Source organism: Streptomyces sp. KPB2 (assembly GCF_003950055.1).
Classification (GTDB): domain Bacteria; phylum Actinomycetota; class Actinomycetes; order Streptomycetales; family Streptomycetaceae; genus Streptomyces; species Streptomyces salinarius.
This window is the reverse complement of sequence record NZ_CP034353.1, coordinates 7,352,685-7,365,780: the sequence shown is the minus strand read 5'-3', so window position 1 is coordinate 7,365,780 and position 13,096 is coordinate 7,352,685. Positions and strand designations below refer to the sequence as shown.

4 protein-coding genes and 2 pseudogenes are annotated in these 13,096 nt (G+C 67.7%); 2 read left to right on the top strand and 4 right to left on the bottom strand.

Translation table 11 applies throughout. The annotated features are described in order from the left end of the window. The first annotated feature begins 19 nt into the window (after nt 1-19). A complete protein-coding gene (locus D1J63_RS33285; RefSeq protein ID WP_125634054.1) occupies nt 20-820 on the top strand; it encodes a class I SAM-dependent methyltransferase in 801 nt (266 codons plus the stop codon). 85 nt (nt 821-905) lie between these two features. Here D1J63_RS33285 and D1J63_RS33280 read toward each other — a convergent pair whose 3' ends face one another. Then, complete coding sequence (locus D1J63_RS33280) at nt 906-2,618, bottom strand: SpoIIE family protein phosphatase (RefSeq protein WP_125634052.1); 1,713 nt, start codon at nt 2,616-2,618, stop codon at nt 906-908. Nucleotides 2,619-2,909: 291 nt separating this feature from the next. Continuing rightward, a pseudogene (locus tag D1J63_RS33275) lies at nt 2,910-3,173 on the bottom strand (carbohydrate-binding domain-containing protein); the annotation flags it as partial. Nucleotides 3,174-3,323: 150 nt separating this feature from the next. Here D1J63_RS33275 and D1J63_RS33270 point away from each other — a divergent pair. Then, complete coding sequence (locus tag D1J63_RS33270) at nt 3,324-3,917, top strand: DUF1349 domain-containing protein (protein WP_125634050.1); 594 nt, start codon at nt 3,324-3,326, stop codon at nt 3,915-3,917. 659 nt (nt 3,918-4,576) lie between these two features. Here D1J63_RS33270 and pulA read toward each other — a convergent pair. Both pulA and D1J63_RS37610 read right to left on the bottom strand, forming a co-directional pair. Continuing rightward, nucleotides 4,577-9,922, bottom strand: a complete 5,346-nt coding sequence (gene pulA / locus D1J63_RS33265; RefSeq protein WP_125634048.1) for a pullulanase-type alpha-1,6-glucosidase — start codon at nt 9,920-9,922, stop codon at nt 4,577-4,579. A 47-nt stretch (nt 9,923-9,969) separates the two neighbouring features. Beyond that, nucleotides 9,970-12,996: pseudogene (locus D1J63_RS37610) on the bottom strand (alpha-amylase family glycosyl hydrolase); the annotation flags it as partial. Between the last annotated feature and the right edge of the window lie 100 nt (nt 12,997-13,096).

The window sequence follows — 13,096 nt, the reverse complement described above, 5'->3', positions numbered from 1 at the left end:
GTACGGAGGTAACCTCCCCATGCCCAAGGACGCCAAGTCCCCGAAGAAGCTGCGCAGCAACCGTGCCGCGCTCACCCACAAGGTCGGGTACGCGCTGCGCCACCCCGAGCGCGTCGGCCCGTACGTGCGGCGGGCCGGCCGGGACGCGTGGCTGCGGATCAAGCACCCCGACCACGTCGGCTACTACCGGGCGGTGATGGCGTCCGACACCCGGCGCGACCCGGAGGCCGCGGTCGGCAGCCGGACCCACGAGCGCTGGCTGGCACTCGGTCAGATGCAGTTCGACTACCTGATCGAGCACGGACTGCGTCCCGGACACCGCATGCTCGACATCGGCTGCGGCAACCTGCGCGGCGGCTGGCGCTTCATCGACCACCTCGACACCGGTCACTACTACGGCATCGACATCTCGCCGGACATCCTGATCGCCGCCAAGAAGACCCTCACCGAGCGCGGACTCCAGGCCAAGCTGCCCCACCTGACCCTCACCGGGGACCTGCGGCTGGAGTTCCTGCCCGACGACCACTTCGACGTCATCCACGCGCACAGCGTCTTCTCGCACTCGCCGCTGAGCGTCATCGACGAGTGTCTGGCGCACGTCGGGCGCGTCCTGACGGAGACCGGGTTCTTCGACTTCACCTTCGACCGGACGGAGGGCACCGAGCACCAGGTCCTGCGCGAGGACTTCTACTACCGCACCGACACCCTGCTCACCCTCGCCGCCCAGCACAACCTGCACGCCCGGTTCATGGAGGACTGGGAGAAGCGGCCGCACGGCCAGTCCAAGATCCGGGTGAGCCGCTCGCCACTGCCCTCCTAGTCCAACTCGTTGATCAGTTTCCACGGCTTTCGCTGACGCATCCGCTGTCGACCCCCCGTTTCCGGCCTCGGCCAGTTCTCAATGACTACGTCCGCGTACTGGCCCCGTCCGCGATGCGCAGGGCGAGCAGGGCGATGTCGTCCTCGTTGGCCTCGGGGCGCGCACGGGCAATCAGTTCGTCGGTGAAGGTGTCCAGGGGGTGATGAGCGAGGATGCCGGCCTGGCGGCTCAGCCTGTCGAGTCCGTCGTCGAGTGATGCGCCGGGCTCTTCGATGAGGCCGTCGGTGTACAGCAGCAGTGTGGCGCCGGGTGGCAGGAACAGCGAGGCGTCTGGGCGTGGTTCCAGCAAACCGGTTCCGAGCAGGATGCTGTGCCCGTCGGTGAGGTACCGGGTCTCCCCTTCACGGGTGATGAGCAGTGGTGGCGGGTGGCCGGCGTTGCTCCAGGTCAGCTCCCAGCCGAGGGATGCGACATGAGTGAGCCGAGCCAGGACTAGGGTGGCCATGTCGGATCCGGACAGGTACATGGCCGCTTGGTCCAGCCATTCGACGATCTTGCTGGGGGGCTTCTGCTGGGAGAAGGCGTGGGCGCGCAGCATGCTCCGCAACTGGGCCATGTCCGCCGCTGCGTCGAGATCGTGCCCGACGACGTCCCCGATGACCAATGCGGTTGCACCGTCGGGCAGGACGAACGCGTCGTACCAGTCTCCGCCGACCTGGGAAGCGTCCGGTGCCGGCATGTAGCGAGCTGTCATCCGCAGTTCGGGCACACGCGGCAGCCCTGGCAAGAGGTGACGTTGCATCGTCTCTGACACCCTGCGCTGCCTCTGGTAGAGACGAGCGTTGTCCAAGGCCAGTCCTGCCCGCCGCGTGATCTCTTCCAGCAGCGGCAGATCGACGATCGTGAAAGGGGGCGAGCCCTCGGAGCGGCCCAGCGTCAGGGCACCCAGCACGTCCCGGAGGCCCCGGACCGGGCTGATGATGGCGGACTGGATCCCTGTAACCGCAAAGAGCCGACGCTGTTCAACCGCGATTTCCGAGTCCTGCTCTCCCAGATAGGTCCCGGGGTCTGCCAGGGCTGACGCGGCGCCCCTCAGCGCACGGGACAGTGGGAGCTGGGACTCTTGAGGAACTGCAGGCATGGGCCCGATGAGGTCTTCCCGGTTCTTCAGATCACTGCCGTCGACATGGACAACGGCACGCCGCCGGAGTTCACCCGTCTCGGCGAACAGGTCGACGACCACCCAGTCCGCCAGCCGCGGCACCAGCAGACGCACCAGCCGGTTCAGGACCTCTTCAACGTCCATCGTCGAGGTCAGCTGGGTAGTAAGCTCGGCCAGCAGCGCCAGGCGCTCCAGCTCGGACAGAGGTTCTTGGACCGAACCGGGCTCCGTGTCCTCCAATGGGTGAAAGAGCGCCAGCATGCCCCGTCGGCTGCCGTCGTCGCATCCGGTCACCAGCCACGCCACAGGCGTTACTGAGCCGTCGCCCCGCTCGAACCAGAGCTCTCCACCTTGCGCCGTACGGCTTGCCAGGGTGGCCTGCCGAATCGGGCACTCGCTTCTCGGCTCGGGCTGGCCGAGGGCATTTCGGTGCAGTATTACATGCGCGTCGCGTCCGAGAAGCTCGGCGCCGGATCGGTCGAGAAGCTGTTCCGCCTTTGCGTTGACGGCGGTGATGACGCCGTGTTCGTCCGCCAGGTACGCGGCGGCGGCCAGTGAATCCAGCCAGGCGGACTGAAGTCCCGACCCGTCCGCAGGAGCGTGTCCAGCAGGTTCCGAAGGGTCCTTTCCCTGCATGTCTCTGCCCTCCTCACGGTCAGCATGGAAAAGTGACTCTTTCATGCGCTTTCAACTCGCCAGCGCAGACACACGACATGATCCGCTGGCGGTAGCCCCGACGGCTTGGCAGTGTGCGGCGCGGGAAAGCATGTCCCTCGGTCGAGGCACGACCTCCGGAGAGCGGACCAGGGCGGAGTTCGGCGAGGCCCCCCGGTGACGAGGGCGACTGCCGCACAGTGCCGGCGCCGATCCCGGCGAAGCGCGACTCGTGGGCCTTCCGTTGGGCGGGGCATCCACCGCCTCCGCAGGTCAGCGATCCGCAGCGCTGCCCCGGACGACGCAGGACCGGCTGTTCTCCCAGCCCCACCCGTCGCCGTCGGGGTCGGATGCGCTTCCGTTCACGCAGTACGGGTAGCCGTTGGGCGCGATGTCGCCGGTGCTGCCATCGTCACCGTTGCCCCCGCCTCCGTACACGGTGGCCGTCTTGGACGTGGCGGCGATTCCGTTGCGTCCGTTGAAGACCCGATTGCCCCAAGCGGTCAGCGAATTCGGGTCGAAGGCGTTGAGGTAGTCCCCTGGCTCGGCTCCGAGCCGACAGAAGCCCGGCAAGGGAAGCACTGGCCCAGCAAGGCACCAATGGGGTTGAATGATCTTGCTGAAAATTTCAACGCATCGGGTGTGCTGGGTCTCGCCCGGGGCCGAATGAAACGGGGCAGGCGGCCAATGGACGGACAGCGCGTGATCGACTGGGCAGACGCCGAGTGGCTGAACCCGCCGCTGCGGACCGAGCGGGACGGCCGCGAGCTTGTTGTGACCACCAAGGATCACAGCGACTTCTGGCGTACCACCAGCTACGGTTTCGTGAAGGACGATGGTCACGCACTGCTGGCAGAGTTTCCCCCTGCATCAGCCACGGAAGTGACCTTCGTCGTCGCCCAGTTCGAAACGCTCTACGACCAAGCAGGACTCATGGTACGGGTGGACGAGGGGACGTGGATCAAAGCGGGCGTCGAATTGACCGACGGCGTTCCGCACTTGGGTGCGGTGGTCACTTCCGGGAAGTCGGACTGGTCCTTGTCTCCCGTCCCCGACTGGCTCGGGTGTCGCGTCACCCTTCGAGCAAGCCGCACCGGCAACGCGGTGACCATAAGGGCACGCTGCGAGGAAGGCGCCTGGCAAATGGTCAGACTGGCCCCCCTCGCGCCGGACGCGGACGCCCTGGCGGGGCCCTTCTGCTGTTCTCCCCAGAGGGAGGGCCTTCAGGTGCGTTTCACTCGCTTCGTCCAAGGGCCGGCGGACGCATCACTGCATGTCTGAGGAGACGTACCGGACAGTCCTGAGCACGAGGTCGAACGGGGGCGTAGCCCGGGTGCGGACAGGCACTGGCGGAGGGCATGCCGGGATGCCCGGGCAAGTGGCCAGCCACGCCACCCGTTCGCTGCAGCCCGCGGCCCTCGTTCGTGACGAAGCAGCGGCCTCGCCTCGTTCCCACTCTTGGCAAGGTCCTTTGAGCGGCACAGTCCAGCCGCGGTCACCACACTCCCGACGGACGGACCTGTCGAGTCGGCCACCTCTTCCTGGAGGACGGCATCCGAGCCGTGCGGGAACTGGCCGATCACCTCGTCGCCAGCAGGCACCAGAGACACGACGACATGGCCGTGCTGATTCTCCGTTACGACGGAATGCGGGTCCGACCGATCCGGGCCGGGTGGGCGGTATGGCGTCTCGACATCGTGCTCGCACCGCGGGAGGAGGGCGGTGTCCCTCCTGATTCGCGGCGCGATGCAGGTGCCGACGGTCGTCAGGTCTGACCCAAGTGAGGACATCTGCCGCCGCTACCGAGGCATCAAAGTCGTGGGCCGGACGGGCTTCCAGGGCACACGGAACAATGCCCTGTTTGTTGCCGGGATCAGGCAACAAACAGGGCAGAGTCCTGTGTCACGTGTCGCCCTCTGTCTCCGGCGACGCCTCTGTCATCACTTGTCGGTGAAGACCGCGACGGTGCGGGCCGGCACGGTGAAGGTGCCGGTCTTCGCCGCGTACGCCGACTCCTTCACCACCGGGTCCGCGCCCGCCGCCTGCACCGGGTGCAGCCGGTAGCCGGTCCCGGCCGCCGCGCCGACGCGCTGTTCCTGCTTCTCGGGCGTGGCGTTGAAGACGACGACGAGGTCGCCGAGGCTCATGGTGATCACCCCGGGTGTCTCGTCCTCGCCGGAGAGCGGGAAGGAGAGCCGGGACCGCACCTGCGCGGTCGTGGCGAGGGAGAAGTCCTTCTCGCCGCTGCGGATCCTCAGCAGGTCCCGGTACGCCGCCGAGGCGCCGTTGATCTGCGGGCAGCCGACCCGCACGGTGTCCAGCAGGGGCTTGGCGTAGGGCCACTTGTCCTGGTTGTCGGCGGCCGGTGGCAGGCCCCGGCCGAAGCCGTTGCCGTCGGCGCAGTTCCAGTGCAGGGCGTTGAACCAGTCGCCGCTGTCGTAGGAGTTGCGGTCCAGCGACTTGGAGCGCAGCAGGTCGGTGCCCGCCTGGGAGAGCGCCGGGCCCTGCGAGAGGGTGGCGGTCGCCATGGCGAGGACCTGCATGCGGGCCCGGTCGTCGGCGGAGGTGTCCTTGGGCAGCTTGAAGGCGAGCGCGTCGAACAGGGACTCGTTGTCGTGCGCGTCGGCGTAGGCGAGGGCGTCGCCGGGTGCCGCCGCGTATCCGGCGGGGGCGCCGTTGTAGTCGACCTCGGAGCCCTTGACCTCCTTGCCGTCGGTGTCGGTGAAGGCGTAGTCGGCGAGGTTGCCGGTCAGGCCGACCTTGATCAGGTCCTGGTAGTGCAGGAGGCGGGCCTTCTGCTCGGCCTCGGTGCCGTTGGCCTTCGAGGAGTTGGGGTCGGTGTAGAGGCCGGAGGCGAAGCCCTGCACGCCGGGGTCCTCGTCGAAGGGGCCGCCGCCGCGCACGGCGTCGCGGGCCCGGTCGGAGAAGGTGGCGATGCCGGTGCCGGCCATGTTCTTCTGGGTGGCCTGGACGAAGCGGGCGTCGTCGGCGACCTCGCCGAAGTTCCAGCCCTCGCCGTACAGGATGATCTTCTTGCCGTCGACGCCGTCCTTCTTGAGCGTCAGCTCGTCCAGCGCCTTGCGGACCGCGAGGATGTTGGCCTTGGGATGGTGGCCCATGAGGTCGAAGCGGAAGCCGTCGACCTTGTACTCCTTGGCCCAGGTGACGACCGAGTCGACGACGAGCTTGCCCATCATGGCGTTCTCGGTGGCGGTGTTGGAGCAGCAGGTGCTGTTGGCGACCGAGCCGTCGGCGAGCAGCCGCTGGTAGTAGCCGGGCACGATCCGGTCGAGGACGCTGGTCTTGGCCTGGCCGCTCGCGGCCGTGTGGTTGTAGACGACGTCCATGACGACGCGCAGGCCGTCGTCGTTGAGGGCCTTGACCATCTTGCGGAACTCGACGGTGCGCTCGGTGCCGTCCGGGTCGGTGGCGTAGGAGCCCTCGGGGACCGTGTAGTGGTACGGGTCGTAGCCCCAGTTGAAGGCGTCCTTGGCGGCGGCCTTCGTCACGCACTCCTGCTGCTTGTCGGAGTCGGCAGGGTAGGAGGCGAGGTCGCAGTCGGGCGTCGTCCGCTCGGACTTCTTCTCGGGGATGGTGGCGATGTCGAAGGCGGGCAGCAGGTGCACGTAGGACGTGCCGGCCCCGGCCAGCTCGCGCAGGTGCTTGGAGCCGTCGCTCTTCTCGTCGGTGAAGGCGAGGTAGGTGCCCCGGTGGTTCGCGTCCGCCGTCGGGTCGGCGACGGAGAAGTCGCGGATGTGCAGCTCCTGGATCTGGGCGTCCCTGAGCGGCACCGCCTCGGGCTTGCGGTAGTGCTCCCAGCCGCGCGGGGCGAGGGAGCGGTCGTCCAGGTCGACGACGAGGCTGCGCTCGGAGTCGGTGGTCAGGGCGAGGGAGTACGGGTCGGTGACCTTGTTGGTGACGACCTTCTGGACACTGGGTGCCCACACAGTCACCGCGTACCGGTACTCCTTGCCTCGCCAGGCGGCTGCGGGGCCGGTCACCGACCAAGCACCGCTCGCGTCGTCACGGCGCATGGGGATGGTTCTGCCGTCGAGTTCGAGGGACACCTTGTGAGCCGTCGGTGCCCAGACCGTCAAGGACGCGGTGCGGCCCTTGAACACCGGCCCGAACACCGTCCGTTTCGCCTTCCCCGCGTACACGTCGTCGAGGACACCCTGGATCTGGACGCCGGTCGCGGTGGCCAGAGCACCGTTCGCGAGGCGTTGGGTCAGGATGAGCTGCCCGAAGAGCGCGTCACGCACTCGGTCCCGGTCACGTGGGTCGACCGTGAACGCCGTGTACGCCCTCAGGTGGGGATACGCGGCTTTCTGGGACTCGGTGAGCTGCGCGGGCAGCAGCCGCAGCCAGCGCCCCTCGCTGCTGAGCGCACCGTCGTCGACGGTGATGCCGCCGTCGCGGGAGTACACCAACTGGGTCGACGCGGCAGCCTTGACGTTCAGGGACGGGGGCAGGGCAACGGTGTCGGTGTCGATCCACTGTGCCTGGGCCTTGGTGATGTCGAGGTCCGGGGCCGAACCGACCGAGGGCAGCAAGTAGCCGCTCTCCCCCGCGTTCAGCCAGACTTCGTTGCCGTACACGGCCAGATCCAGGGACCGGTCGCTGGGGATGTCCTTCTCGTCGCCCTTGTGCAGGATGTAGCTCAGTGAGGTCGCGCCTTCGGACAGCGGCACCTCGAAGGTGACCCCGTATGCATCCTTGCCGACGGGCTGCAGTGGCTTCGTCCAGTCCGTCTCCTTGGCGGAGCCGGTCCAGGTGTGCAGGCCCCATCCGTCGTAGTCACCGTCGGAGCGGTGGACGTGGATGACCGCCTTCGTCTTGTCCGGGGACGGGTACACCCCGTCCGGCTTGGTGGTCGCCTGGCCCTCCTTGCCCTGCTCGACCCAGACCTCACCGGTCTGCGCCAGGTCGATGGTGCGCTCGCCGCCCTCCGCCGTGCCGGAGTCCTCGATCGTGTACGTCACCGAGTCCGATCCCTCCGGAACCCTCACCCAGGCGAAGGCACCGTAGGCGTCCCGGCCGACGAAGCGTGCTTCCGTGTCCCCGGACTTGAGCAGGACGTTGTCGTAGTCGCCGTTCGCCCGCTTGTAGTGCACGACTGCGTGTGCGCGGTCCACGGCGCTCGGCTTCTTCGGCGTCGGTGCCTGCCCCGTCACGGTGTCTGCGAGTGTGCTCGCGGTGCGGCCGGCACGGTCGACCACCACGGCCTTGTAGCGCAGAGGCGTCCCGGCTGCCACCGAGTCGGGGATCTTCTGCGTGAACTTGTACGGAGCGTGGTCGGCGGAACCGAGAGTCTGCCATCTGCCGTTGCCCACCTGGGCGGCCAGGACGACCCGCGCACCCGCCGTCCGCCCCGGATCCGCCGAGATCGTCACCGTGCCCGTGGCACCCGCCTCCGGCGCCTGCAGCGACACCGACGGCCGCACCGACGGCCGCTTCAGCTTGTTCTGCGCACGCAGCACCACCGACGACAAAGCCGGCACCGTCACCTCGATGCGCCCGTCCTTCGCCCGCACCTTGCCCGAACCGCCGTACAGGAACCGGAACTTGCCCGACCCACGACTCTCCACCGGCAGCTCGACCGTCTTCGCCGCACTCGCGTTGTTGACCGCGACGACATACTCCCGGCCACCCCCCGTACGCGAGAACGCGTACACGGAATCCTTCGCGTACAGCTCCTTCTGCACCCCGTCCGCCAACGCCGGATTCGCCTTGCGCAGCTTCGACAACGCCGCGATCGACCGGTACAGCGGATGCCGCACGTCATACGCGTCACTCGCATGCGTACGCTCCGTACCGATCTCGTCGTCGTCCAGGTAGTCCGCCACCTTCGACGCGAACATCGTCTGGCGGGCGTCCTTGTCCCCGCCGGCGCCGGTGAAGCCCTGCTCGTCGCCGGAGTAGATCACCGGGTTGCCCCGCGACAGGAACATCAACTCGTGCGCCAGCCGGTCCCGCCGCAACAGTTCCGCGTCCCCGGCCCCTGGGTGATCGGACTTCAGGAAGGAGCCGATGCGGCCCATGTCGTGATTGCCGAGAAACGTGACCTCGTTGTATGCGTTGGCCTTGTCCGTGGTGTACCGGTAGTCCTGTGCGAAGACGTCCGACAGGCCGGAGGCCGGCTTGCCCTGCGAGGCGTAGCCGCGGATGGCGTTCTGGAGCGGGAAGTCGAGCGTCGCGTCGAGGCGGCCCTCGGTCACGTACGGGGCGATGACGGACGGGTCGGCGGAGAGCGTCTCACCGAAGATGAAGAAGTCGTCCCGGCCCCGCTTGGCGGCGTAGGCGTCGAGGGCCGTGGCCCACTGCGTCCAGAACTTCATGTCGACGTTGCGGACGGTGTCCACGCGGAAGCCGTCGATGTCGAAGTCCTTGACCCACCTCTCGTAGATCTTCTCCATGCCCTCGACGACCTCGGGCCGCTCGGTCCACAGATCGTCCAGGCCGGTGTGGTCGCCGTAGAGGCCGCTCTCGCCGACGAAGGTCGAGTCGCCGCGGTTGTGGTACATCGTCGGGTCGTTCAGCCACGCCGGGACTTTGGCCGTCTTCTCCGCAGCCGGGATCTGGGGCGTGTAGGGGAACGAGTCCTCGTCGACCTTGCGGTCGGTCTCCTCGGTGTCGTCGAACGGACGGCCCTCGGTGTCGAGGTAGGGGTAGGCGCCCTTGCTCCGGTAGCCGTACTTCTTCTCGGTGTTGGTGAGGACGTCGGCGGTGTGGTTGGTGATGACGTCGAAGTAGACCTTCATACCCTTGGCATGGGCCTTGGAGACGAGGTTCTTCAGGTCCTGGTTGGTGCCGAAGTGCGGGTCGACCCGGGTGAAGTCGGTGATCCAGTAGCCGTGATATCCGGCGCTCTCGCCGTTGCCCTGGACCGGTTTGTTCTTGAAGATCGGCGCCATCCATATCGCGGTGGTGCCTAGGCCCTTGATGTAGTCGAGCTTCCGGGTCAGACCCTTGAGGTCGCCGCCCTGGTAGAAGCCCTTGTCCGTGGGGTCGAATCCGGTCACCGAGCGGCTGCCGGTGAGACCTCCCCTGTCGTTGGACCGGTCCCCGTTCGCGAACCGGTCGGGCAGGACGAAGTAGAACTGTTCGCGGGTCACATCATGGCGTGCGGGCTCCGCGGCCAGTTTCGCGTCGGAGGGCGGCTTGGGCGGTGTCGGGGCCGCCGAAGCCGGCGTGGCAGTGTGCAGCGCTGCGCCGAGCAGCGCCGCCGCGACCGCTGCGGCGGCCGCCTTCCGTGAGGCGCCGTGCGCGCCATGTCTGCGGTTCACCTGGTCGAACCCTTCTGGACCTGCTGGGGCGTGGAGAACAGTGCTGTCACGCTCGTTGCACCCAACAGAGCTCCGTTGTCGGAACGTTGGGTGGCGATGAGCTGCTTGGCCCGGCGTGCTTCGGGGATGCGGTCGCGGTCGCGCGGGTCGATGGAGAACGCCGTGGTGTCGGCGAGTTCGGGGTGCGCCGCCTGCTGAGCCGCGCTCAGCTCGGTGGGGACGAGACGTAGCCACTGCCCTTCGTCGGACAGGACGCCGTCCCGCAGAGTCAGACCCCCGTCCGCGGCGTAGACGAGTTGCTGGGCGGCGACGCCCGTGCCGGTGCCGTGCCACACGACGGTGTTCTCGTCGATCCAAGTGGCCGCGGAGGCCGCGGGATCGAGATCCATCGGGAAGGCACCGCCGAGGGACGGCGTCAGATAGGGCGCCTCGCCCGCGACGCGCCACACCTCGTGGCCGTACAAGGAGAAGACAAGTGCCTCGTCGGCCGGGACGTCCTTTTCTTCCTTCTTGTGGAAGACGTAGCTCAGGGAAGGCGCACCCGCTTTGAGAGGCACTTCGAATACGAGACCGTAGGCGTCGCGGCGTACCGGCTGGATCGGTTCGTTCCACTCGGACGGGTTCGCGGCTCCGGTCCAGGTGTGCAAGCCCCAGCCGGCGTAGTCGCCGTCCGGACGGTGGTAGTGGAGGACGGCCTTCGTCGTGTCCTGAGGTGGATAGGCGTCCGCGGGACGGACGGCGTCCACGAGGTCCGAGTTCTCCTTCGTCCATACCTCACCGGCCGCGGCGACGTCCACGACACGCTCGGCGCCTTCGGGTTTACCGTCACGCTCGACCGTGAATCGGATCTTCCCGGTCCCCTCCGCGGGGCTGAGCCATGCGAACGCTCCGTAGGCGTCCCGTCCCGAGAAGTCGGCGGTGGTCCCGTTCGCGGTGTGCAGCGTCAGGCCGGTGTAGTCGCCGTCGGCGCGGTGGTAGTGCACGACGACGTGGCGGCGTTCGGCCGTCGGCTTCTTCGGCGTCGGTGCCTGCCCCGTCACGGTGTCGGCGAGTGTGCTCGCGGTGCGGCCGGCACGGTCGACCACCACGGCCTTGTAGCGCAGAGGCGTCCCGGCTGCCACCGAGTCGGGGATCTTCTGCGTGAACTTGTACGGAGCGTGGTCGGCGGAACCGAGAGTCTGCCATCTGCCGTTGCCCACCTGGGCGGCCAGGACGACCCGCGCACCCGCCGTCCGCCCCGGATCCGCCGAGATCGTCACCGTGCCCGTGGCACCCGCCTCCGGCGCCTGCAGCGACACCGACGGCCGCACCGACGGCCGCTTCAGCTTGTTCTGCGCACGCAGCACCACCGACGACAAAGCCGGCACCGTCACCTCGATGCGCCCGTCCTTCGCCCGCACCTTGCCCGAACCGCCGTACAGGAACCGGAACTTGCCCGACCCACGACTCTCCACCGGCAGCTCGACCGTCTTCGCCGCACTCGCGTTGTTGACCGCGACGACATACTCCCGGCCACCCCCCGTACGCGAGAACGCGTACACGGAATCCTTCGCGTACAGCTCCTTCTGCACCCCGTCCGCCAACGCCGGATTCGCCTTGCGCAGCTTCGACAACGCCGCGATCGACCGGTACAGCGGATGCCGCACGTCATACGCGTCACTCGCATGCGTACGCTCCGTACCGATCTCGTCGTCGTCCAGGTAGTCCGCCACCTTCGACGCGAACATCGACTGACGACCGTAGACGTCGTCCCCGGCGCCGGTGAAGCCCTGCTCGTCACCGGAGTAGATCACCGGGTTGCCCCGCGACAGGAACATCAACTCGTGCGCCAGCCGGTCCCGCCGCAACAGTTCCGCGTCCCCGGCCCCCGGATGATCGGACTTCAGGAAGAAGCCGATGCGGCCCATGTCATGGCTGCCGAGAAACGTGACCTGGCTGTACGCGTTCGTCTTGTCCGTGGTGTACCGGTAGTCCTGCGCGAAGACGGTGGCCAGGTCACCGGCGGGGCCGCCTCGTGAGGCATAGTTGCGGATGGCGGACTGGAGCGGGAAGTCGAGAGTTCCGTCGAGGCGGCCCTCGGTGAGGTAGGGAGCGGTGATGGCCGGGTCGGCGGAGAACGCCTCGGCGAACAAGAAGAAGTCCTCACGGCCCTTCTTCGCGGCGTAGGCGTCGAGTGCCGTGGCCCACTGCGTCCAGAATTCCATGTTGACGTTCTTGGCGGTGTCCACGCGGAAACCGTCGACGTCGAAGTCGTCGACCCACTTCTCGTAGATCTTCTCCATGCCCTGGACGACCTCGGGCCGCTCGGTCCACAGATCGTCCAGGCCGTAGAAGTCGCCGTACAGCGCGCTCTCGCCGGCGAAGGTCGAGTCGCCGCGGTTGTGGTACATCGTCGGGTCGTTCAGCCACTCGGGAACCATCTCGCCGGTGTTCTCCGGCGTGTACGGGAAGGAGTCCCGGTCGACCTTCGACATGGCCTCGGCGTCGTCGAAGGGCCGGCCCGACGCGTCCAGGTACGGGTAGGCGCCCTTGCTCCGGTAGCCGTACTTCTTCTCCGCGTAGTCGACGGTGTCGGCGGTGTGATTGGTGATGACGTCGAAGTAGACCTTCATACCCTTGGCATGGGCCTTGGAGATGAGGTCGGTGAGATCGCGTTCCGAACCGAAGTGCGGGTCGACGCTGGTGAAGTCGGTGACGGCGTAGCCATGATAGGAGGCGGTCTTCTTGCCGCCCCGTTCCAGCACCGTCTTGTTGCGGAACACCGGCGTGAGCCAGATCGCGGTGGTGCCCAGTCCCTTGATGTAGTCGAGCCTGCGCGTGATGCCCTTGAGGTCGCCGCCCTGGTAGAAATTCTTGTCCGTCGGGTCGTAGCCCGTGCTGTAGCGGTCGCCGCTGAGGCCTCCCCGGTCGTTGGACGGGTCTGCGTTCGCGAAGCGGTCCGGCATGAGGAGGTAGAACTGTTCCCTGCTCACTGAAGGGCGTGCGGGCTGCGCTGCCAGCCATGCGTCGGGAGGGGGCGCGGGTGCCGTGGGTGCGGACGCCGCGTGCGCGGGTGCGGGCAGGGCCGTGGCCAGAACGGTCGCCAGCGCCGTGGTGAGAACGGATCTTCGCAGAGAGCCGGTCACGCGTGTGTGCTCCTCGTCTGTGCGGTCGGTTGGGATCCGGGGCACGTCC

Bases quoted from the DNA above. Each gene is read 5' to 3' on its own strand.
- D1J63_RS33280 (WP_125634052.1), bottom strand. From the start codon at position 2,618: ATGCAGGGAAAGGACCCTTCGGAACCTGCTGGACACGCTCCTGCGGAC.
- D1J63_RS33270 (WP_125634050.1), top strand. From the start codon at position 3,324: ATGGACGGACAGCGCGTGATCGACTGGGCAGACGCCGAGTGGCTGAAC.
- D1J63_RS33285 (WP_125634054.1), top strand. From the start codon at position 20: ATGCCCAAGGACGCCAAGTCCCCGAAGAAGCTGCGCAGCAACCGTGCC.